Genomic DNA, 22,379 nt, shown 5'->3' with positions numbered 1-22,379 from the left:
CTCACCAATCAAACCCGGGCACTTTATCACACACTGCGCATATAAAGTTCATAATCCCGCGGCGGAATAACGTCATGATATTGGTCGGCCTCCCACCGGCGAATGCCCAAATAGGTTTCGTGATACGTCTCACCCAAATAGCGCCGCATCACGTCGCTACCCTGGAACTTTAAGAGCGCCGGTTCCCACCGTGTCGGCAAGCCCCCTTGCGGTCGGTCATAGGCGTTGCCCTTTTCCATCGGCCCCGGATCAAGTCTCTCCGAAATGCCGTGATGGATCCCCGCCAGAATTGCGGCGGTGACCAGATAGGGATTGGCATCCGCGCCCGCGGCGCGGTGTTCCACACGGACGGCGGCAGCGTCGCTATGCGGGATGCGCAAAGCGACAGACCGATTGTTCACGCCCCAGGCCCGGTTGACCGGCGCGTAACTATCGGTGCGGAACCGCCGGTATGAATTGGCGTTCGGCGCATAGATCGCCATCCCATCCGCCATCGTCTGCCGCAAACCGGCAATCGCGTGTTTCAGGCTGGCATCCATGTTCAAGCCGGTTTCCGGATCGACCGCCTCGCTGGAAAAGATGTTCCGCCCCTCCTTGTCGACAAGACTGACATGCACATGCATGCCGTTTCCGGCCTGTTCGGGGAATGGTTTCGCCATAAAACTGGCAATCATCCGGTGCTTCCGCGCAACGCTTTTAACGACCCGCTTGAAAAGGACCGCCTGATCGCAGGCCGCCGCCGCATCGGCAACATGGTTCAGGTTGATTTCGAACTGCCCCGGCGCGAATTCCGACGTGGTCACATCCGCCATCACGCCCTGTATCTCGCAGCTTCGTTCGATTTCGGTCAGCACCGCATCGAAATCGCCCAAGTCATCCATGCTATAGACTTGAACCGTCTTGGGCCTTTGGCGCAGATCCGGGGCAATCGCCGTGCGCGGCATACCGTCACGTCCCATCTTCGGATCCAGCAAATAGAACTCAAGCTCGATCGCGATGACCGGGGTCAGCCCCATATCCGTCAGCGGTTTCATTGCATACAACAGCACTTGGCGCGGGTCGCCGAAGAACGGCGCGCCGTCATCGTTTAACATCGTTCCCATGATTTGCGCTGAGGGGCGTTCGGCCCACGGGATCAGGGAAAGGGTTTCGTCCACCCCAAAAACGGCCAAATCGGGGTCCCCGTCCGTCGATCCATACGGCGTCGTAAGGCAGTTTTGCCCTTCGATATCCAACAGATATGTCGATCCCGGCATCCGCATACCTTCCTTGGTAAGCTTGCTGAGGGCCGACATCTGCAACCGCTTGCCGCGAAAGATTCCGTTCGTATCCGGCAGAAGGACGTCGACCGTCTCAACATCGGGATGTTCGGAAAGAAAGGCATCGACGGATTCTTGTGTTAAAAGCTGGGTCATGAGCAATCCACGTTAAGAGCGTTCCGCACAAATCCGGCAAAGCGCAACCATTTGCAGAATGGTGCCCGTGGGATTTGCCGCGTCAAGCCCTGAGGGATATTCTCGACGCCATCGACAATAACCATGAATGGAATCACACGTGACCCAACCCTCCTTAAGCGAAATGTCCGACTGGTTGAGGGAAAACCGTATCGACGAGGTCGAATGCCTCGTTGCCGATATTTCAGGCATTGCGCGCGGCAAGATCGTCCCGACACAGCGCTTCATCGGCGGATTGTCGGATCGAGGGTTGCGTATCCCGGAAGCGATCTTCCTGCAAACGGTGACCGGCGATTTCGTCGCCAGTGTTTCCGGGGTGGTTTGGGAATCCAACCGCGACATTTTCATGCAGCCCGATCCCTCCAGCATTCGCATGGTGCCTTGGTATCCGGAACCGGTGGCGCAGGTCATCTGCGACGTCAGTTTCCTGGACGGTAAGCCGGTCCCCTTCGCGCCGCGCGCGGTTTTGCGGAACGTGTTGGAACAATATGCGAAGCGGAACCTGAAACCGGTCGTCGCACCGGAATTGGAATTCTATCTGATCAAGAAGAACCTGGATCCGGACTATCCCCTGGAACCGGCCGCCGGTTTGTCCGGCCGGCAGGAAACCGGCCGCCAAGCCTATGGCATCGAAGCCGCGAACGAATTCGACCCGGTGATCGAAGACATCTACGATTATTGCGAAGGCAGCGGCATCGATGTCGAGACAATGGCCCATGAGGCCGGCGCCGCGCAGATGGAAATCAATTTCAATCATGGCGACCCGATGGACCTTGCCGATCAGGTCTTCCTGTTCAAACGCACGGTCCGGCAGGCGGCCTTGAAGCACGACATGTACGCCACGTTCATGGCCCGCCCCCATCAGTATCAACCGGGGTCGTCGATGCATATCCATCAATCAGTATTGGACACGCGCACCGGCAAGAACATCTTCGCCACGGACAAGGGCAAACATTCCAAGAAGCTGCATCATTATATCGGCGGATTGCAGAAATATGTGAATGCCGCCATGCCGCTTTTTGCGCCGAACGTGAATTCCTATCGCCGCATCACCCCGTATTCCGACGCGCCCATCAACACCCATTGGGGCATCGACAACAGAACCGTCGGCTTGCGGGTTCCCGATTCGGCGCCGAATGCTTTCCGGGTGGAAAACCGCGTCGCCGGCGCGGACGCCAACCCCTACCTCGCCTTTGCCGGGTCCCTGGCCTGCGGCTTGCTGGGTTTGAAGGACAAGCTCGAACCGACCAAACCGATCGATGGCGACGCCTATCGGTTGGCCTTCAACCTGCCAAGGCACCTGGAAGACTCGCTGAGCAAACTAAATTACGCCCGGCCGCTGAAGCTGATGCTGGGCGAACAGTTCGTGAAGCTGCTGGCGGAAGTGAAGACCTACGAGTCCGACCTCTACCAGCGCGTCATCTCAAGCTGGGAACGCGAAAACCTATTGCTGAACGTGTGACCGAAAACCCGGCGTGTTATGCGCCGGGTTTTTTTGCTGTTCATTCCGTGTTCCAAAGCGACGCATCGACAACGAGACGGCCGCGCAAGCCGGGCATGGGCTTCCGGGCAGCACCTTCCTTGAAACCCAGCGGCAATTCGAAGGTGGCTCCCTTGCCGTGAACCTGGCTCGGCTGCATCGGGCGGTTGGCGGCCATCATGCCGGTTTCGGACGCCAGCCCGTAGCGGATCGTCTCCCCCTGCGCCGTGCGCCGGACATGGAAGATGACGGTTTCCTTGAACAGAAGACCGCCCTCGAAATGCTCATCGAACCAAAAACTGTTGTCGATTTCATAGACCGGAACCTGAACGCCGATTTCTACCGCAAAGGCCATCGCTGTGTCCTTGGCGCCCGACATCTTCGCCTTTCGCTGAAGGTAGCCGCTGAACAGATAGGCTGGCTTACCCGCGTGAACCAGTTCCTCATAGGTTAGACGGATCGCCGATCCGTGGCGGACCATGCGTTCGCTCAAGGCGACGTTCAACCCCCGGATCTTGGCCGAGGTTTCGATATTATAAGCCGCCTTCACCCGTGACAGGTTCCCGTCGACCTCTTCCATGATTTCCTTGGGCAGGGTGATTTCGTCGACCAGCAGCTTCACGTCGACCCGCAGGTCGCCGAACAGGAAGCGTTTCAGATTTTGGTAGCCTTCTTCGGAATTCACGATGCCGTAGTGGCCGCTATGGCTGCGATGGGCGAATGCGCGTGGCGCCGTGTCGACGCTGGCATTCTTGATCATCACCAACCCGTCGCTCATCGCGCCGGTGCCTTTTTTCGACAGGCCGAAAAAGGCGTCGTAATCCTTGTAGTTGGTGCCGACAAAACAGAAGAAGCGTTCCGACGGGAAGGCCCCATCAAGCTTGTTCACCGCGCCCTCGCCCTCAGGCAAGCTCAAATATTCGCGCATATAGGACCGATTGAAATTGCGCACATGGACCGGGTCGAGTGTCCCGACATCCGGCACGTTTATGCCTTTCAACTCGATCCCGTTATGCGGCGTCGCATAGGTGAAAACCTTGTCCACCATCGGGTCTGCCGGCAATTGGTCCAGTTCCAACGTCTCTCCCGGTGTTTTTGTGATATCGGAAAGTGATATCCCTTCCGGGACCCCGTTCCGGCAGATGTTTTGAAGATAGGTCCGGCAGATCAGCCCCCCCATGGAATGGGCGACCAGATAGACTTTGAACTTGTCCCGTGCATCCTGGTCGTCGCCGCAGACATGGTCGCGAATGCGCAGAATGAACTTCCGAAGCTCCAGCGCAAAACGCGGGATGGTTTGCCGCTGGCCCGATCCCAGGTCTTCAGACACGGGCTCATAGTACCGAAAAATCCAAACGCTTTTCGCCGGAACGCGTTGCCCGCGCGGCACGAATTTTCCATCCCGATAGGAGTCGATATATCCCTCGTCCTTCATCAGACGGATCAAGGGGGATTCGAAGACGAAGGGTACAATATCGCCATCGTAGTCCTGGCGGATTTTCGTCGAGCCCAGGTTGAATCCCATATAGGGCGTGGCGACCGTGTTCTCGATCTCTCCCATCGTGGCCGCATAACCCCGAACGTAGATGATCGGGTAATAGGGCGATGTAATCGTCATTCTCGGTCTCCTGAAAGGGGTTCGGCGGATTATTTCTTGGGGAATGACGAACGGTTGGCCATGGCATCGTCAGTGATGACTGCCTGCCCGTCGTTCGACCATATCTCGCCCATATCTCGCCCGTTCCAAGGCGATCAATGCCGGACCAAGGTACCGCACTTATTGTAACGATCACAATGCCAATTAGAGCATCCCTCCGCAGTCCTCCCCGCATTCTCAGAATGCCCGGTCTATCCCCAGAAAGAATGACATCGTCGCATCCCAAGATAGTATTAAGCGTGGCAACGGTCCTGCGGTAACCCGCTTTATACAACCGGTGCAGGGATAGAAAGCCGCTTTTGGTGCTAATAATCCTTTAATTATTTAGACCTATGTTAAGTTATCAGCTTGGCGGAGGGAACCTGCGTCAAGGCAGTTCCCCTTATGCGAGGGCTTAGGACTGAGGCGCTGAAATGCTTCGCTTGTTCAGGAAATCGAAAAAAGACCGGCGTAAAGACACGCGGCATCTCTGTCATGGGTGCTTCGTTGCCCATAACGGCGTACAGCACCCGGTTCGGGATATCTCACTCGGCGGTCTGTTCATTCAGAGCGGCAAGGACAGGCTGGCCAAGAATGCGGTGCTTTCCGTCGACCTCATCCTGCCAACCGCGACGGGGCAGCGGGTCTTGGCGACGCATTTGAAGGTCGTTCGGTCGACCGCAGCCGGCGCCGGTTGCGCCTTCACCCGCCTGGAATACACGACACTGATGAGCATCCGGCAATTCGTCCTGCGCAAGCACGACGGCCAAGATCAAACGCCGCTATCGGCCTAGACTGAAGGTACTGACATGAAACTTCTACTGATCGTTTTGGCCGCAGTTGCGGGCTTACCATCAAACGCCTTCGCCCAGTCGATCGATGCCGCGCAGGTGCAGACGAACCTGGACCATGTCTGGACGATGATCGCGGCGGCACTGGTCTTTTTCATGCAGGGCGGATTTCTTCTGCTGGAAGCGGGGATGGTCCGGTCGAAGAACTCGATCAGCGTGGCGCAGAAGAATATCGCCGACATGGTCATCGCTGTCGTGGCCTATGGCGCCGTCGGTTTCATGCTGATGTTCGGTAAAAGCTGGAACGGTATCGTTGGAATGGAAGCGGAGCTGTTCATCTTCGACAAGGTCGCAGACTGGACCTTCACATTCTTCGTTTTCCAAGTGGTGTTTTGCGGCACCGCGGCGACCATCATGTCTGGCGCCGTTGCCGAGCGGATGAAATTTTCCGGCTACCTGATCATCACCGTCATCATTTCCGTGATCATCTATCCGTTCTTCGGCAATTGGGCCTGGGGCAACCTGCTGCATGCGGACAATCCGGCATTCCTGGCCGATTGGGGATTCATCGACTTTGCCGGATCTACGGTCGTGCATTCCGTCGGCGGCTGGGTGGCCCTGGCAGGCTGCATCGTACTCGGCCCGCGCCTGGGCGCCTTTGACGGCGACGGCAACCCCCTGCCGATACACGGGCATAGTCCTGTGCTGGCGACCGTGGGGGCGATCATTCTTTGGATCGGCTGGATCGGGTTCAACGGCGGGTCGACGACGGCCGGCACCCCGGCCTTCGCCCATATCATCACCAATACGGTCGTCGCCGGCGCGACGGGCGGTCTTGCCTGCATGCTGGCTGCGCGGGTGCTGGATGGATATTTCAAACCGGACCGATCGATCAACGGCGTCTTGGGTGGGCTTGTCGCGATCACTGCCGGCTGTGATGTGCTTTCGACGCAAACCGCGGTTCTTGTCGGCATATCCGGCGGCATTGTGCAGTTGCTGGCGGGCCATATCCTGCTTCGCCGGTTCAAAATCGACGACGCCGTCGGGGCCGTCGCGGTACATGGGGTAGCCGGTGCCTGGGGCACGATCATTCTGGCCGTCCTGATGCCCGCCGACCTTTTGCCGGCGGAGGGCCGCCTGTCGCAGATCGGCGTGCAATGCGCCGGTGTCGCCATCGGCTTCGTCTGGGCCTTCGGTGTCGCCTATCTGACCTTTTTCCTGATGGACAAATCCATGTCGGGCGGCCTTCGGGTATCGCGCGAGCATGAGTTGATCGGCCTGAATGAGGCAGAGCACGGAACCAGCCTGGGAACGGGAATCGTCCTTGCCCGCATGCTCGAATTGTCCCGCGGCGATGCGGATCTTACGAGCCGGCTTGAAGAAAGCAGCGCGGATGAATCGGGAGAACTCGGTTTTGCCTTCAACAGAATCATCGAAAATGTCGATAGCCTGGTGACGGGCATCGCGGCCAATGCGCAGGAACTGCAAAGCTCCGCAAGCGATCTGTCAGGGATTGCCCATACCTTGCGCAGCCAGAGCGAGGAGACTTTCAGCAGCACAGAGACAATGGAAACGGAAAGCCGGGAAACCGCGCGAACCGTTGACGACATTTCCAACTCTCTTGAAAGCCTGCTCGCCGAAACCTCGACGATTTCAAACAGTTCCATTTCCCTGCGTGACGCCGTCGATGCCGCGGAACAGGGAACGGTCACGGTGCGCGATGCGATCGCGTCGATCGAAGCGACAACCGGCCAGACGCGCTCTGTCGTCAGCGAAGCCAAGGAACGGTCGGAGGAGGCATCGGCAAGCGTTGCCCGTTTGTCCGAAGCGGTCGGCGAGATCGGCAATATCTTGAATTTCATCAAAGATATCGCAGACCAGACGAATCTGTTGGCCCTGAATGCGACAATCGAAGCAGCCCGGGCGGGAGAAGCCGGGAAAGGGTTTGCCGTCGTCGCCAATGAGGTCAAAGGCCTCGCCAACCAAACAACGGCCGCAGTCGACGAAATCAACACGACCATCGGCAAAGTGCAGTTGGAATCCGACGACACCGCCCGGATCATCGCGGGAATTGCCGACACGACGACCTCTATGGGCGATGCCGTTCTAACGATCACCGACGCCATCGCGACGCAATCGGCCGCAGCCTCGGAAATCGCTGAGAAGATGAAGTCTGCCAAGGTGGAGACGAACAGCGTCGTCGACATGATCGCCGGGGTCACCGATGCCGCGCGCGGTGTAACGGAAAAAGGCGCGGTTGCCAGCGCATCGTCCAACGCGACCGCTGAGGGAATGAACAGGGTGAAGCTGGCCGCAGTGGAAAGCCGGAAATACGCCGAACGAACGCTCGACATGTCCACGACGGTGGAACGCGTCGTCGCGCGTCTTTCGCAACTGGTCGCGACGTTGGGCGGGGCCCGGACCGCACCGATAACTGAGCCGACGCCTAAATCCGTCTAGGGTCCGATCCCGAATTATTTTTTGCCGGGAAAGGGAGTTTTCAGAAGGGCAATTTGTCCCGGCCCCCTACCCCTTCGGGAAAGACCTGTTATACTGCCGGCATGTTCGCTCGTAACGAAAAGATGGAGTTGATGATCCTCTGTGCGCGGATCGGGTACAATCCCTGATCCGGCGGGTTCCTTTCGCCTATATGACACTCAATCGAAAAGGACCTGCGTTATGACCGAGACGCTCGATACACAACCCGTTCGCAACTACGACATCGAAGAGCTGAAGCGCCTGGATATGGCGCATCACCTGCATCCCTTCACCGATACCAAGGCATTGGGCAAGGAAGGCGGCGCGCGCGTCGTTACCCGCGCCGAAGGCTGTTACCTCTATGACGGGGACGGCAACAAGATGCTGGACGGGATGGCCGGCCTGTGGTGCGTGAATGTCGGCTACGGCCGGGCGGAACTGGCGGAGGCCGCCTATCGGCAGATGCTGGAACTGCCCTACTACAACACCTTCTTCAAATCGGCGACGCCGCCGGTGATTGAATTGTCGGCGAAGGTCTCCTCGCTGATGGGCGACGAGTTCAACCATCTTTTCTATTCCAATTCCGGGTCGGAAGCGAATGACACGGTCATCCGTCTGGTTCGCCAATATTGGAATCTGATGGGCAAGCCGTACAAAAAGACGATCATCAGCCGCTGGAACGCCTATCACGGATCCACCGTCGCGAGCGCCAGCCTGGGTGGCATGAAAGGCATGCATAAACAGGCCGACCTGCCGATCCCCGGAATCACCCACGTGATGCAGCCGCATTGGTTCGACAATGCGGAAGAAGGCGAATCCAAGGAAGATTTCGGCAAACGCGCGGCACACGCCATCGAACAGCGCATCCTGGAACTGGGCCCCGACAATATCGCCGCCTTCATCGGCGAGCCGATCCAAGGCGCCGGCGGCGTGGTCATTCCGCCCAGCACGTATTGGCCGGAAGTTCAGCGCATCTGTGAAAAGTACGACCTGCTGCTGATTGCCGACGAAGTGATCTGCGGTTTCGGCCGGACGGGGTCCTGGTTCGGTCATCAGACACTGGGAATCAAGCCCGATCTGGTGCCGATGGCCAAGGGCATGTCGTCGGGCTATCTGCCCATTTCGGCTGTCGCCGTTTCCGACAAGATCACCAAGGTCCTGATCGACAAGGGCGGCGAGTTCACCCACGGCTATACCTATTCCGGTCACCCGGCCGCCTGCGCCGTGGCGCTGAAGAATATCGAGATCATGGAGCGCGAGCATCTGGTCGAGAAAGTTCGGGATGAAACCGGCCCCTATCTGGCCGAAAAACTCGCCACGCTGGCAGATCACCCCCTGGTGGGCGAGGTTCGCACACTAGGCCTGTTGGGTGCGGTCGAAATCTGCAAGGACAAGAAGACCCGTCAACGCTTTGCCGATGTGGGCAAGGTCGGCACCATGTGCCGCGACCATATCATGAAACTGAACACGGTTTCCCGGGCATGCGGCGACACCATGGTCGTCTCCCCGCCGCTGATCATCGAGAAGGAGCAGATCGACGATTTGGTCGCCGCCCTGCGCCAGGCTCTCGACGCAACCGCTGCGGATGTCGAAAAACTCGGTCTATGACGCCATCGGACGACCTGACAAAACCAGCCGCAGACCGGGCGCGGTTCTGTTACTTCCGGGACCAAATCCCGCTGAGTGACCAACAACTGGCCCGCGCACGAAATGCACTGGATATCGTCAGGTCGTTCATGGAGACTCAGAAGACGCTGGACGGGGATGGTTTCACGGAAACCTCCCCGCTCTGGACCGGCGTTACCGACTATGCCGCTGACCTTGTAGCCGGTGAGCAGGCGGCTTTGGAGCGCCTCCGTTTTCTCTCCTGGCCGTTTTCCGGTATTTCGCTGCTTCACATGGCCACCAGTCCGGAAGTGATTGGCGGACCGACCGACTATTCGGATCCCGATGCTTCGCTCGCCTCGATCGAGGCGCGCGGCCTGGATCTGGAAATGTCCCATGCGTTGGACGCGGCGGAGCAGTTCTCGGCACTCCTCCCAATCACCCTGCCCCAACAGATGGGCGAAGTGGGATGGCTAGGTCCGCATGGCGTGGTGAATTTGGATACCATCGCTTTTTCGGAACGCATTGCGATGATGGCGAATTTCGGCGCGATCCAACACATCATGGAACAAACGCGCCGGCATGTGGTGGTGGAAATCGGCGGCGGGTTCGGCGGTATCGCCTATATTCTCAAACGCGCCTTGCCAAACCTTCATTATGTTATCGTCGACCTTCCCTCAAGTTTGGCATTTTCAGCCGCCTATTTGTCCGCGACACGGCCGGACGCCCGCATTGCGTTCTTCGACGGTCGGTCTGAGGCAAATCTGGACAAGAACGACGACTTTCTTTTCGTTCCCCACTATGCCTGGTCCGACATCGTCGAATGCCTGCAACATGCGGATCTTGGCCTCAACACGCTTTCCTTCGCTGAAATGACCGAAGCGCAGGTCGACGGATATGGCCAGGGCCTGGCAAGGCTCCTACCGCCAGACGGTTTGTTGTTCGAACAAAACTTCGACGATCGCCGCAGGGGCGGCTTGAACGTTCCGGATATCTTGTCGCGTTATTTCGACGATGTATCGCCGTCGGAAACAGGACCGATCCTGCGTGGCGTCCCAAAATTGTGGGCGCCAAAAGCGGCCTGACTTAGATCGTCACCCTGTCGGACGCTTTCAGGACGTCGATGATCTCGATCACCGCTTCCCGTTCCACCTGGCTGAAATCTGCATCGGCATTGCTGATGGCGATGCACATGCGAGCGACCAGATAAGCGGCTTCGGGATCGTCGGCCATTTCCGCCACAGCTTTCATCACCGCTTTCTTGCCCTTCTTCGGGTCGTCGCGCAGACCATCCGCGAACTCATTCATCAAATCAACCCCTTCGTGAGGGTCAAAAATTCGCAACTGGTCCAGATGTTCCATGATGTCGTCCACCCGGCCGCGCTCACCGATACTGATACTGCCATCGGCCATGGCAACATACGCACAGGCCGCCATCGCCGCTTCCAGAAAGGGGCGGTGCCGGTGCCGTTCGACGGCTTCCTGTATTGCGTCCCGAAGTTTTTCGAACATGAAACAAGCTCCTCGACGCGTACTAGAATGCAATCCTCATGCTACATCAAGTCCCGGTGAAACCCTGAAGGGAAACTTATGTGCTTCCCCGGTGTCACAGGACTGGAAAAGTCCCCCAAACCGCGCCTAGAGTGGGCAAGGGCGGCCCCGCCGCAGCCAATATTCACGCGTTCTTATGGTGATCCGTTTTCATGACCAGCAAGGCATTCGATGTCGTCGTCATCGGCGGCGGGGTGATCGGCAGCGCCATCGCCTATTTCCTGTCCAACCGGCCCGATTTCACCGGCAGTATCGCGGTGATCGAGCGCGACCAGACCTATGAATACGCCTCCGCGCCCCGCTCGCTGGGCGGTGTCAGGCAACAGTTCACCACGCCGGAAAACATCAAGATCTCCCAATATACCGCGGAGTTCCTGGCCGAGATCGGCGATCTGTTGGAAGTCGACGGCGACCGCCCGGATGTGGGCTTCAAGAAACAGGGATATCTGTTCCTGGGCACGCCGGGGATGGAAGACGGTATGCGCCGAATCCACGATATCCAGAACCGTGAGAACGCGCCTGTCACGCTGCTCGATGCCGATGCAATGGCCGTGAAATTTCCCTGGCTGAACCTGGAAGGCATTTCGCTCGGTTCCTTTGGCACCGCGAATGAAGGCTGGATCGATCCCTTCGCCCTTTTACAGGCTTTTCGGCGCAAGGCGCGCGCCTTGGGCGCGACCTATTTCGACGACGAGGCAGTGGGCATCGACCGCGACGGCAACAAAGTGACGGCGGTCCATCTAAAGGGCGGCGAAACCCTGTCGGCGGGAATCGTCGTCAACGCGGCGGGGTATCGCGGCGGCAAGGTCGCGGCGATGGCCGGGGCCGACCTGCCGGTGCGTCCGCGCAAGCGCAGCGTCTTTGTCGTCGACATCAAGGAACAGATCCCGGGCCATCCCCTGCTGATCGACCATACCGGCGTCTATTGGCGGCCGGAGGGACAATACTTCGTTTGCGGAAAATCACCGGACGAAGACAACGACCCGGAGGTCGAAGACGACGATTTCGAGGTCGACCATGCCTGGTTCGAAAACGAGATTTGGCCCGTTATGGCGGAACGCTGTTCCAAATTCGAAGCGCTGAAAGTCGTGAACTTCTGGGCCGGCATGTATGACATGAACCTGTTCGACCACAACGCGGTCATCGGCCCGCACCCCGAAATCACCAACCTCTTCTTCGCGAACGGCTTCAGCGGCCACGGCATTCAGCAAAGCCCGGCGGTGGGCCGCGCCCTTTCCGAACTCATCGTAACCGGAAAATTCGAAACCCTGGACCTATCCGCCTTCCGCTTCGATCGCATCGCGGCGGGCGAGAAGTTTTTGGAAGAAGCGGTGGTTTAACACACACCAACGGTTCCTCCGCCAGCGCGGATGCAGCTAGCTAGCATCAATTAGGTAAGTATCACGCATGATCAGTTGCTTAGGAATACCGGTGTGACGAGCAAGCAGTTCAAGGTAGATGTCCCAAGCTTCATCCCGTCCCAATCGTGCGCCTCGCTCAACTAGGCTACCAATCGATGTTGTTGTTAGCATTTTCGCCAGGTCTCCTAGAGTCCTCACGTCCTCCGGCAGTCGAATTGGCGCCATGTAGCACAGGAAGCAAAACAAAATCATGCTCAAACAAGCTATGTACCAAGGCCAATGAGCAAACAGAGCAAGAAGCCCGAACGCAATAGCGGAGAACAAAGCGGCCCATGAAATTCTGGATAGGTGAAACATAGGAGGCTGCAGGCCATCTTCGGACGAAATCAATTGCCGAAGCTTTCGGCCCGAAATTCCTCGCAATTCTTCGATAGGAGTGTCGGGCCTTAGTTGCACCGCTGCATAGGGCTGGAGTGCTTTTCGCAGTCTGTAGAAGCACATCGCGGTAGCACAACGCCCCCCGGCATCAATATTCTTGGGCCGACGATCTTCCAGGTGTTCAAACAACTCTCCAACAGTTCGGACCGCTTCTAAAGCTTCCAGCGCGAAGCGAACACGGAACGCCTCCTCAATATCGTCAACCAAGTCCAATTCATCGCCGTCACCAGCAAGCCCCAAATGTTTGACCATCACGCGCCCCGATAGGCTTACAAAAAAGTTGTGTGTACTTTTGCACTGAACAACAGTGTAGGACTACTTGCAGCTTTTTGTAATGCGAATTTCAGCGTTGGCCTTCATCCACTCGAACGGCACAAGCCATCGCGGCCGGCGAGTGAGAAGTTTTTGGAAGAGGCTGTGGTTTAGAGTGGAGCCTGTCCATCGTGAAGGTCGAATGTAATGGTACGAATGATATCGCAAGTTCGCGCCGCTTGTGACGGTGACCAACAAGAGCCAGAAATTTCAATTTCCGGTTCCGCTGCCGACCTCAGAGCATTTGGCTCCCTTCTAAATAGCGTGACCTCGACCCAAGAATTCGAACTCCCTGCATCAGGCAATGAGTTCTATCCACACAGTCTCACGTCAATCGTGATCGTGCTCCGATCTGAGGGTACAGATCGTGTCAAAGTGTCAGCAAATGCTGAATCGCTGTTCTTTGAAGGTACAAATCACGCGCTAAGGATAATTGGAGATAGCCTATTAAACTACTTCGATCACAACTCATCCAGCCAAGACCACTTTCACTTAGACTACTACGAAGGCGACCAAGTGTTAGAGCCCACAAACTGCCATCTGATTTTCGAGTGCGTTGGCTAGTTGACTTGCGTGCCTAACCTGAGTGATCTCTCGGCGAGCACCTTGTGTTGCGCCCCGCCGCTCAACCGCTTGCCAGGAGTTCCAGATAACAGCTGTCGAATTCTGAGAACGGCCACGCTCGACAGAACTCAAAATCAATGCGGTTCTAGAAACTCTTTCCTCAGACTTCGAATGAGATCCGGTAGGAATGTCTGATCAACGTCCAATTCAAACGTCAATTTCGAGAGGGGATCGTGACAGCCATATAGCTCTACAAGCCCATGGATCGCGCCACGGCCGTTGCCCTCGGCCATGAGCTCAAACTTCTCATAACTGCGTAACGTTGCGCGTCCGGTGAGGCGGTCATAGAGCGATTGAAGGTCGGAGCAGAACTCAGCGACACCGAAAAGCACGTCATCGGCAACTAGGCCGGTGAACGGGCCAGCCTTAACCTCAATCTCCGCCAACGAGCTCCCATTGTCGGCGCTAGGTTCGTTCCGACGGCTCAGACGCACGAAGAATGATCCGGCGCCAATTTGAACACCGCTGTCAGTCTTCCCATCCATTCCAATGTCCAAACTCACCTGCGACGAGATATCACTTGGTAAAAAATGCAGTTGAAGTTCTTGCCCTAGTCGCTCAACCGCTTCGCCAAGGCCCGCAAATACTGGCTGTCGGCTTCGGTGAACTCGCCTTCGGCGATGTCCTGCTTGTAGTCTTCCAATTCTTCGCGGGTGTCTTCGGACAGGTCGCCGCGGGCAAGCAGGTTGTCGATCAGTTCGGCATCGCTGGATGCATCGCTGACCGGCACGAAGGCCGTATCACCGTCATCAACATCGTCCTCGGCATCCGCCTCCACGATCAGGGCTTCCCAGGTCAGGCCGCTTGCGTCCATGCGGGCGGTGATTTCACGGGCCGCGGCAACCACCGCCGCGTCGTCATCCTGACGCAGTTGTTCCAGAAGCGCGATAAAGCCGGTGCGGTCGGATGCAGGCATGGTCGAACGATCCCTTTGTTTTTGTATAGTTAAGCCCTATCAAGGACCGTCATACTTCACAACCTGCTGATCGATCGCCCCGAAGATGGAAGCACCGGCATCATCTTTCATCTCGATCTTGATTCGGTCGCCGAAACGCATGAAGGGGGTCTTGGCCTCGCCGGAATTGATCGTCTCGATCATCCGCACTTCCGCGATGCAGGAATAGCCCACCCCGCCATCGGCGATGGCGGAGCCGTGATCGGTATCCTGCTTGTTGGAGACGGTACCGGAGCCGACGATGCAGCCCGCGCCGAGCGGTCGTGTTTTCGCCGCATGGGCGATCAGCTTCGGGAAAGTGAAGGTCATGTCCTCCCCCGCATTCGGCTTGCCGAACAGGTCGCCGTTCAAATGCGATAACAGTGGCAGGGAAACCTTCCCGCCGTCCCAGGCACCGCCCAACTCGTCCGGCGTGACCGCCACCGGGGAAAAGGCGCTGGAGGGTTTCGCATGGAAGAAGCCGAAGCCCTTGCCAAGTTCCGCCGGAATCAAGCCGCGCAGGGAAACGTCGTTCACCAGCATCAGCAATTTGATGTGCTTGCCCGCGTCTTCGGCGGCAACACCCATCGGCACATCGTCGGTAATGATCGCGACCTCGCCCTCGAAATCGATGCCCCAGGCTTCATCGCCGGCCTGGATATCTTCGTACGGGCCCAGGAAAGAATCAGACCCGCCCTGGTACATCAGCGGATCGGTCCAGAAACTTTCTGGCAGGACGGCCCCGCGGGCGCGCCGGACCAATTCCACATGGTTCACATAGGCCGAGCCGTCCGCCCATTGATAGGCGCGCGGCAAGGGCGCTTCCGCCCGGGCGGGATCGAAGTCGAAAATCTCCTCGGCCGTGCCGTCATTGACGCGGTCGGACAGGACCTGCAAGGCCGGTGCCATGGTTTCCCAATCATCCAGCGCGGCCTGCAGCGTCGGCGCGATGCCCTCGGCCTTCACCGCCTTGGTCAAATCGCGGCTGACCACCACCAGTTCGCCATCGCGCGTGCCCGTCTTCAAAGTCGCAAGCTTCATCCCATTCACTCTTTTCTTTAGATTTTGTCGTCAAACGCTTTTCGGTTTTGGGGCAGGCCTATTCGTAGGAACCGCCACCCGCCCAGCTTTTCACATAGTCCGTATTCTCGACCCCGGCCGGAAGGTCGCCGACCTCCAGCGCGGAACGGGTATCGATCATCACGGCATATTCGTTCGTGGCATCCTTCTTGGGCTTGAACGCCGCCTTCAATGCCTTCGGATGCGGGCCATGCGTGAAGCCACAGGGATGGAAGGTCATCATCCCGGCATCGATATTGTCGCGACTGAAGAAGTCACCCGCGTGATAGAAGATCACTTCATCATAGTCGTCGTTGTTGTGATAGAACGGCACCTTCAGTGCGTCTTCCGACATTTCAAACGGCCGGGGCACGAAGGTGCACACGACGAAACCTGCGGCCACGAAGGTCGAATGCGCCGAGGGCGGCAGGTGATACCGGTGGCTCATCAGCGGGCGAATATCCTTCACATTGATCCGCACGACCGACAGGTCGCCCTTCCAACCCACCGCGTCCAGCGGATTGAACGGATAGGTCATGGTCGCCAAGCGGTTGCCGCGCTTGATGCGCACCTTGGTTTCCTGTCCCGCACCGTTGGACTTCTGGGCAATAAACGCTTCGTCCAATTCCGGAATATCCAACATTGCCGGATCGAAGATCGCATGCCGGCCCACCATGCCCTTGTCCGGCAGCATATAGGTCGAATTCGTCGCCTCGATCAGCAAGGCGGTCACCGGTTCGGAACAGTCGATGCGCCACATGGTGCTGCGCGGCAGGACGATATAATCGCCCGCCGTGAAGGACATATGCCCATAGTCGCAATACAGATCACCCGCCCCTTCATGGACGAAGAACAGCTCATCCCCATCCGCGTTGCGGGCCAGATGATCCATTTTCTTCGGCGCGCGCCAGAAACGGATTTTTGTCTGCGCGTTGTGCAGGACCGTCTGCGCGTCGAAGGGTGATGGCTGATCCTCGTTCATCCGCGTCAGGTCGAAGGCGCGCGGCTGCAGATCGCCGTCGAAGGCGGTCCAGCCCGTTGGCGGATGTTCGTGATACATATGCGTCGCCGGGCCGAAAAAGCCTTCCTTGCCCAACTCACGCTCGAACGTTCCTTCCGGCAGACCGGCATGCGCCTGGCGGCTGGCAGTGCCCTGTATACGGGGAAACGAGATATAGTTTTTCATGATTATTGTCCCTCACCCGATCTAGCGCCCTGCATCGAGCGCCCAATACCTAGCGCCCGGTCACGACTAGTGCAGGCCGGACGAGAATTCCGACCAGGACGCAGAATTAGTTTCAAATGAAACTATATCAAGCCTCCTGGTATCGGGCAACGGTGGCGGGAAGCTGTTGCCGTCAAAACTCCATTGAGTTTTCAGGGTAGGATCCTAGTCCGGTTCGTGGTCCGGCTTCCATTGGGTCGGCCAAGGTTCCCCGAGGTCGTCCAAGGCGCATTGCAGGGTATCGACCATGATCCGAACAGCTGCACCGCCGGCGAAATGGATGACGATTGTCTCGTACTCCCCATCCGGATCACGATTATAGGCAATTGTCAGGAAGGACATGATCTTGTCCGGGTCGTGCCAGTCGATGCCCCGGAACTGCACCCGCTGGACACCATCGAAGCGAAGCCCGGAATGGATGCGCGAATAAGGACCGGTATCCCCGGCTTTTTCCCAGCGAAAGCGGTTCATGACGATGACGAATTGCCGGGACTCCTTGATCAGGCGCATGTCCCCCGCCGGGGCCAGCGCGTCCTGGACCATCGTCCCGATAACGGTAAGGTCTTCCAGATCCTGCGCGCGTAAGCGCAGATGATCGTCCCCGTCTTTCAAAACCGCCCCTATTCTGCTCACACCGGCCGGCTGACCGGCCCACATCTATTGTCTTAGCCCGAAATTCTCTCAATGTCAGCGCCGCAGGCTGCCAACTTGTCTTCAACGCGCTCGTAACCCCGGTCCAAATGGTAGACTCGGTTCACCACGGTCTCCCCTTTTGCCGCCAGCGCGGCGATCACAAGACTGACGCTGGCCCGCAGATCTGTCGCCATCACTTCCGCACCCTTCAAGTCGCGCGATCCCCGCACCATGGCCGACCGGCCATGCAGGTTGATGTTCGCGCCCATTCGCGTCAATTCCGGCACATGCATGAATCGGTTCTCGAAAATCGTCTCGGTGATCATCGAGGCCCCGTCCGCCGTCGCCAGCATCGCCATCATCTGGGCCTGAAGATCGGTCGGGAAACCCGGGAAAGGCTCGGTCATGACGTCCACGCCCCGGATCTCATCCGCCTTCACCCGCATGCCCGCATCTGTCTTTTCCACCGTCACACCGGCCAGGGTCAGGTGTTCGACGACGCTCTTGATCATTTCCGGCCGTGCGCCAATCAATTCCACATCGCCCCGCGTGGCGGCCGCCGCCATGGCATAGGTACCGGTTTCGATGCGGTCGGCGATGACCGGATGAACCGCCCCATGCAGACGGTCGACGCCCTGGATTTTGATGACGTCGGTTCCGGCCCCTTCGATCTTCGCGCCCATCGCCATCAGGCAATGCGCTAGGTCCACCACCTCAGGCTCCCGCGCCGCATTGACCAGGCGGGTTTCGCCCTTGGCCAGCGCCGCCGCCATCAACAGGTTTTCTGTCGCCCCAACGGAGACAAAGGGGAAGACGACCTCGTCGCCGATCAACCCCTTGGGGGCGCGGGCGACGACATAACCGCCGTCCAGCTCGATCTCAGCGCCCAGGGCCTGCATCCCTTTCAGGTGCAAATCGACCGGACGCGTCCCAATGGCGCAGCCGCCCGGCAAGGAGACCTTGGCCTCGCCGCAACGGGCCAGGATCGGACCCAGGACCAGCACGCTGGCGCGCATTTTCCGGACAAGGTCATAAGGCGCGACGGTGGAGGTGATCTCCGGCGTCGACATCACGAAACTGCGGCTGCGGTGCCCCTCGCCGACGCCGACGCTTTTCATGGTCAGCGTCACGCCATGCTGCACCAACAGGTTCGCGAGCGTGTCGATATCCGCCAGCAAGGGCAGGTTCTGAAGTTCCAGCGTCTCGTCGGTCAGCAACGCGGCGGCCATCAAAGGCAGGGCGGCGTTCTTCGCCCCGGCGATCGGCAGACTGCCGCTCAGGCGATTGCCGCCGGTAATTCTTATGCGATCCATTCCGCCCTCCCGCGCACGTGCGCCCGATGGTTCTTCTGATTGATGCCGTTCGATACGCGATACAAGATTGTCGTCCGGGGCCATAGCACTCTCTAAAGGTTACGCAACACCGTCGCGGTCCAGCAGGACGGCCCAGGCATCAAATGATTGGGGCATCACACGGCTGCATAAAAGCATTTCACTCATTTCCCGGCACAGCACTTAACAAGCAATTTGGGCAAAATTGAGACCATCGGGACCGTCCGGATCGTGGCAACCGAGGACTGCCCGGAAACTAAAGGCGCGGCAGGGTCACGCCCGTCTGGCCCATATATTTCCCCGCCCTGTCGGCATATGAGACCTCACACGGGCCCGCCCCCTGTAGGAACAGGAACTGGCAGGCCCCTTCGTTTGCATAGATTTTCGCAGGCAAGGGCGTGGTGTTCGAAAATTCCAGCGTCACATGCCCTTCCCATTCCGGTTCCAGCGGTGTGACGTTCACGATGATGCCGCAGCGGGCATAGGTGGATTTGCCCAAACAGATGACCAGCACATCGCGCGGAATACGGAAATACTCAACCGTCCGCGCCAGTGCGAAGCTGTTAGGCGGGATGATGCAAACATCCGTCTTCCGTTCGACAAAGCTGCTGTCGGAGAAGTGCTTGGGATCGACGATCGCATTGTCCACATTGGTGAAAATGCGAAACTCGTCCGACACCCTGGCATCGTATCCATAGGACGAGACGCCGAAGGAAATCGTGCCTTCGCGCTTCTGGCTGTCGACGAAGGGCTCGATCATCTTGTCCTTCAACGCGCGTTCCCGAATCCATGTGTCGGGCAAAATCGCCATGACGTGCTCCTAATCCCTAATCACTGTTACCCGGCGGATCGGACTTCTCATCCGGCTCCGACGACGCCCGCGACCGCGCCTGCTGCTTCCGCTTGCGCAGGTTCTCGCGCAGACGCGCCGCCAGCCGCTCATCGCGATCCGGTTTGCCACCCTTATCGGACTTGCCGTTCGACATCGTTCCATTGCCCCAGTCCAACGGTCATTGTGAGTATCCGGCAGGCAACCTCAAGACGGCCCACAATCAAGACTCAAGACAGACCGCAAGCCCTTAAAATTGATGGATAAATCACGCTACCAAGGCTTGTGCTGAATATCTCCGGCCGTTTCCAGGCACCGGCAATCCCCGAATCATGCCGAGTGGAAGGTGCCCTCACGGTCCAGGACCACGGACCAATGACGCGCGACCTCGGTCAATCGGGCCGGGTCGGCCTTCGCCACATCGACGGTGTAACGCGCCTTTTCGTTCACCCGCTGCGCGAAGACGGCCCGGCAAGACTCTGAAGAGATTCCGGGATTGTCCAGGAACGCCACCAGATTTTCCAGAACATGCCCATCCAGGGCGACGGCGGGTTCCATGTCGAGGTCGCCCCTCTCCGCCGCCTGTTCCCAGTCGCTCGTCATGGCCTAACCAAAACCACCCTCGCCCTCCAAGGCGGTATAGGCCTTTTCCAATTCCGCAGCCAGGCGGGCAAGGTCCCCCCGGACCGGATCGAAGGTATAAAAACTCTTCTCGTTGATCCGTTGCGAAAACACGTCCCGGCAGGTTTCCGGTGTGATCGCCGGGTCATCCAGGAAATCCGACAAGTGCCTTATTGCGCCCGCCGCCAATCCGAAGACCTGTTCCATGTCCAAATCCAGGAAGCGTCCGGGCCGGGCCAGTTCGGTTCGGTAGATATCGGCCAATAGATCGGTCACATACATGTACCAGGCGCATTCCTGTTCGATCGTGAGCGACCGGTCGCGCCGGAAGACGAACTCCCCCGTGTCCTTGTCAAAACGGCTCTTCAGATGGCGCAACTGCCGATACCCGAACTGGTTCTTGTAGGCTAGCGAAAGAAGGGTCTTTTCCGGCGCCCGGTGCATGCGGATCAGCCGTGCGTCGGGAAACGCCCCCATCAGGATGGGCGCCAGGACCGTGTCCAGATGGTTTACGATGACCGGTATCTTGCCTGCTGCCCGGCAATAGGCGAATTCGCTGAACCGATAGCGCAGGATGGATTCGATATCCCGTTCGAAACTCCCCGGATCCTCGGAGATCAGCTTGTAAAGGATGGCATTCTGGTCGCCTGTTTCCACATGCAGATTAAACGCATGGAAGGGCAACAACCCGTCCGACCGTTTCAGCAGGGCCTCCATGGCCATCGTCCCGACGCGGCCGGTCGACAGGACGATCACCGGCGCGCCGCTTCCAAGGACGCCATCGCCAAAGCCTTCATACCGGTCGAACGGATAGTCCCGGGCCGTCGATACAAAGTCGCGCGCCGCCCGTTGCAGCGCCCGCACATTGGCGGCAATTCGCTCCCGGTTCAGGACCGGTGGGGTCAGGGAGGCGGGGCGATCCTCCGCCACTTGCATATGGGCGGCCCCGTTCGCGATGCGCCAGACGATGGTTTGGGGCAAGAATACCGCCTCCATCGGGCGGGTCAGGATATCGGGACCGCACAAATTGTCTACGGCCGTCGAAGAAAAGCGCGCGAGTTCCGGCACCAGCGGGTAAGGAACCCCGCCGAAGGCGCCATCTATCCGATTCACCATCAACTGCCGGTCAGCATCCGACACCGGTACCAGGACACAGCGCAGCAGATTCCAATCCGCCCCCGCGATCAGTTTCGGAAAGACGGTGTGCAGGAACAACCGCGCCTCGGCATGATCCGGGCGCCGCCGCAGGCATTGCGCCGCGATCCGGACGCCGAATTCCGAGATGCCCGGATGCGTTCCCTCATTCGCTTCCATGACCGGGAAAAGGCCGTATTTCTCCACCAGCTCGGTTGCGCCGGTCATGGCGATCATGTTCAGCAGGGAAACGAAACTGCTTGTCGATTGCGCGGCGGTGGGCGTTTCCGCCAGAATTTCCAGCGCTTCCTCGAAACGCCCCGTGCCGCACTGGGCCTTAAAGGCGAAATCAGCTGTCTCCGCATCCCGGTCACCGCCGGCATAGGCGGCGAACGAGAGTTCGGCGGCCCCAAGTGGGTCCCCCTCCTCCAGCGCTTTTTGCCAAGCAGTCATTGGATTTCCAGCCCGTTCGGTAGGTTCATCGCTCCCCCTTGTACCGGATTCTCCCACCAACGGCAGAGGCGCATTGCGACCCTGCCCCCAACCTGCCTATAGGACCAATTCTGGGCCCGCCTCCAACCCTTTGCCAGTCGGCTCGGGGAAAACGTTCTCGGGGGGGGCCGTCAACGCTTGCAGGCCCGGAAAGCCTGTGGCATACACCGCGCCGTTCCGGGAGGCACGGGCCAACGGCCCACCCCGCGCCGGAAACTATCGGTCGGCCCGATCGGCGCTGCAGTAGCTCAGGGGTAGAGCACTCCCTTGGTAAGGGAGAGGTCCGGGGTTCAATTCCCCGCTGCAGCACCACTATCCAACTGAATTATTTATGTTTTTTGATTGCGCATTTTTCGCGACAACTGTCATGCTTTATTCATGCACAGAATAG

Annotated in this window: 21 protein-coding genes and 1 tRNA gene; 8 read left to right on the top strand and 14 right to left on the bottom strand. The window is 58.5% G+C overall.

What is annotated here, in order from left to right; all coding sequences use genetic code 11:
• Positions 1 to 26 precede the first annotated feature (26 nt).
• On the bottom strand, positions 27 to 1,415 hold the full coding sequence (locus tag EOI86_RS05085; RefSeq protein WP_127764025.1) for a glutamine synthetase family protein: 1,389 nt from the start codon (positions 1,413 to 1,415) through the stop codon (positions 27 to 29).
• 127 nt (positions 1,416 to 1,542) lie between these two features.
• Between EOI86_RS05085 and EOI86_RS05080 the strand changes: the two genes are divergently transcribed.
• Positions 1,543 to 2,916, top strand: coding sequence for a glutamine synthetase family protein (locus tag EOI86_RS05080; protein ID WP_127764024.1), 1,374 nt, complete (start codon positions 1,543 to 1,545; stop codon positions 2,914 to 2,916).
• A 40-nt stretch (positions 2,917 to 2,956) separates the two neighbouring features.
• Here the strand turns inward: EOI86_RS05080 and EOI86_RS05075 are convergent, their stop codons facing one another.
• Positions 2,957 to 4,552, bottom strand: a complete 1,596-nt coding sequence (locus tag EOI86_RS05075) for an esterase/lipase family protein (RefSeq protein WP_127764023.1) — start codon at positions 4,550 to 4,552, stop codon at positions 2,957 to 2,959.
• Between the two features lie 452 nt (positions 4,553 to 5,004).
• Here EOI86_RS05075 and EOI86_RS05070 point away from each other — a divergent pair, with 452 nt between their 5' ends.
• The 4 genes from EOI86_RS05070 (at position 5,005) to EOI86_RS05055 (ending at position 10,529) form a co-directional block, all read left to right on the top strand.
• Complete coding sequence (locus EOI86_RS05070) at positions 5,005 to 5,364, top strand: PilZ domain-containing protein (protein WP_127764022.1); 360 nt, start codon at positions 5,005 to 5,007, stop codon at positions 5,362 to 5,364.
• Between the two features lie 15 nt (positions 5,365 to 5,379).
• Positions 5,380 to 7,821 carry an ammonium transporter gene (amt, locus tag EOI86_RS05065; RefSeq protein WP_127764021.1) on the top strand — a complete coding sequence of 814 codons (2,442 nt, stop codon included), beginning with the start codon at positions 5,380 to 5,382 and terminating at the stop codon, positions 7,819 to 7,821.
• 219 nt (positions 7,822 to 8,040) lie between these two features.
• The gene (locus EOI86_RS05060; protein ID WP_127764020.1) at positions 8,041 to 9,447 is read left to right on the top strand and encodes an aspartate aminotransferase family protein; all 1,407 of its coding nucleotides are present in this window, start codon (positions 8,041 to 8,043) and stop codon (positions 9,445 to 9,447) included.
• Positions 9,444 to 10,529, top strand: coding sequence for a putative sugar O-methyltransferase (locus EOI86_RS05055; RefSeq protein WP_161973704.1), 1,086 nt, complete (start codon positions 9,444 to 9,446; stop codon positions 10,527 to 10,529). Before EOI86_RS05060 ends, EOI86_RS05055 begins: the two co-directional genes overlap by 4 nt.
• 1 nt (position 10,530) lies before the next feature.
• Here the strand turns inward: EOI86_RS05055 and EOI86_RS05050 are convergent, their stop codons facing one another.
• Positions 10,531 to 10,956 (bottom strand): TerB family tellurite resistance protein, encoded by a 426-nt coding sequence (locus EOI86_RS05050; protein WP_127764018.1) that lies wholly within the window; start codon positions 10,954 to 10,956, stop codon positions 10,531 to 10,533.
• 191 nt (positions 10,957 to 11,147) lie between these two features.
• On the opposite strand from EOI86_RS05050, the gene EOI86_RS05045 reads away from it, so the two are divergent.
• On the top strand, positions 11,148 to 12,335 hold the full coding sequence (locus EOI86_RS05045; protein ID WP_127764017.1) for an NAD(P)/FAD-dependent oxidoreductase: 1,188 nt from the start codon (positions 11,148 to 11,150) through the stop codon (positions 12,333 to 12,335).
• 36 nt (positions 12,336 to 12,371) lie between these two features.
• Here EOI86_RS05045 and EOI86_RS05040 read toward each other — a convergent pair whose 3' ends face one another.
• Positions 12,372 to 13,046 carry an acyl carrier protein gene (locus EOI86_RS05040; RefSeq protein ID WP_127764016.1) on the bottom strand — a complete coding sequence of 225 codons (675 nt, stop codon included), beginning with the start codon at positions 13,044 to 13,046 and terminating at the stop codon, positions 12,372 to 12,374.
• Positions 13,047 to 13,253: 207 nt separating this feature from the next.
• Between EOI86_RS05040 and EOI86_RS24940 the strand changes: the two genes are divergently transcribed.
• The gene (locus tag EOI86_RS24940) at positions 13,254 to 13,670 is read left to right on the top strand and encodes an Imm32 family immunity protein (RefSeq protein WP_420810083.1); all 417 of its coding nucleotides are present in this window, start codon (positions 13,254 to 13,256) and stop codon (positions 13,668 to 13,670) included.
• A gap of 134 nt (positions 13,671 to 13,804) precedes the next feature.
• On the opposite strand, the gene EOI86_RS05035 is transcribed toward EOI86_RS24940, so the two are convergent.
• From EOI86_RS05035 to EOI86_RS04995, 10 genes are all read right to left on the bottom strand, one after another.
• Positions 13,805 to 14,215, bottom strand: a complete 411-nt coding sequence (locus EOI86_RS05035) for a WapI family immunity protein (RefSeq protein ID WP_127764015.1) — start codon at positions 14,213 to 14,215, stop codon at positions 13,805 to 13,807.
• Positions 14,216 to 14,280: 65 nt separating this feature from the next.
• Positions 14,281 to 14,646: a hypothetical protein gene (locus EOI86_RS05030; RefSeq protein ID WP_127764014.1), complete on the bottom strand. Its 366-nt coding sequence runs from the start codon at positions 14,644 to 14,646 to the stop codon at positions 14,281 to 14,283.
• Between the two features lie 39 nt (positions 14,647 to 14,685).
• Positions 14,686 to 15,705, bottom strand: coding sequence for a fumarylacetoacetate hydrolase family protein (locus EOI86_RS05025; protein WP_127764013.1), 1,020 nt, complete (start codon positions 15,703 to 15,705; stop codon positions 14,686 to 14,688).
• A 58-nt stretch (positions 15,706 to 15,763) separates the two neighbouring features.
• A complete protein-coding gene (locus EOI86_RS05020) occupies positions 15,764 to 16,909 on the bottom strand; it encodes a homogentisate 1,2-dioxygenase (RefSeq protein ID WP_127764012.1) in 1,146 nt (381 codons plus the stop codon).
• A 204-nt stretch (positions 16,910 to 17,113) separates the two neighbouring features.
• Positions 17,114 to 17,581 carry a DUF2948 family protein gene (locus tag EOI86_RS05015; RefSeq protein WP_161973703.1) on the bottom strand — a complete coding sequence of 156 codons (468 nt, stop codon included), beginning with the start codon at positions 17,579 to 17,581 and terminating at the stop codon, positions 17,114 to 17,116.
• Between the two features lie 32 nt (positions 17,582 to 17,613).
• On the bottom strand, positions 17,614 to 18,894 hold the full coding sequence (gene murA / locus EOI86_RS05010) for a UDP-N-acetylglucosamine 1-carboxyvinyltransferase (protein ID WP_127764010.1): 1,281 nt from the start codon (positions 18,892 to 18,894) through the stop codon (positions 17,614 to 17,616).
• A 274-nt stretch (positions 18,895 to 19,168) separates the two neighbouring features.
• The gene (dcd, locus tag EOI86_RS05005; RefSeq protein ID WP_127764009.1) at positions 19,169 to 19,723 is read right to left on the bottom strand and encodes a dCTP deaminase; all 555 of its coding nucleotides are present in this window, start codon (positions 19,721 to 19,723) and stop codon (positions 19,169 to 19,171) included.
• A gap of 16 nt (positions 19,724 to 19,739) precedes the next feature.
• Positions 19,740 to 19,898, bottom strand: coding sequence for a hypothetical protein (locus tag EOI86_RS24590; protein WP_193555768.1), 159 nt, complete (start codon positions 19,896 to 19,898; stop codon positions 19,740 to 19,742).
• Positions 19,899 to 20,071: 173 nt separating this feature from the next.
• A complete protein-coding gene (locus EOI86_RS05000) occupies positions 20,072 to 20,344 on the bottom strand; it encodes a hypothetical protein (RefSeq protein ID WP_127764008.1) in 273 nt (90 codons plus the stop codon).
• A 3-nt stretch (positions 20,345 to 20,347) separates the two neighbouring features.
• On the bottom strand, positions 20,348 to 21,949 hold the full coding sequence (locus tag EOI86_RS04995) for a sulfotransferase family protein (protein WP_127764007.1): 1,602 nt from the start codon (positions 21,947 to 21,949) through the stop codon (positions 20,348 to 20,350).
• Between the two features lie 276 nt (positions 21,950 to 22,225).
• Between EOI86_RS04995 and EOI86_RS04990 the strand changes: the two genes are divergently transcribed.
• Positions 22,226 to 22,300: transfer RNA gene (locus EOI86_RS04990), tRNA-Thr, on the top strand.
• Positions 22,301 to 22,379: the final 79 nt, after the last annotated feature.

The sequence above is a fragment of the Hwanghaeella grinnelliae genome (genome assembly GCF_004005845.1).
GTDB lineage: Bacteria > Pseudomonadota > Alphaproteobacteria > UBA8366 > Aestuariispiraceae > Hwanghaeella > Hwanghaeella grinnelliae.
Note: the sequence above shows the minus strand (reverse complement) of the source record. Positions and strands in the feature narration are given on the sequence as shown.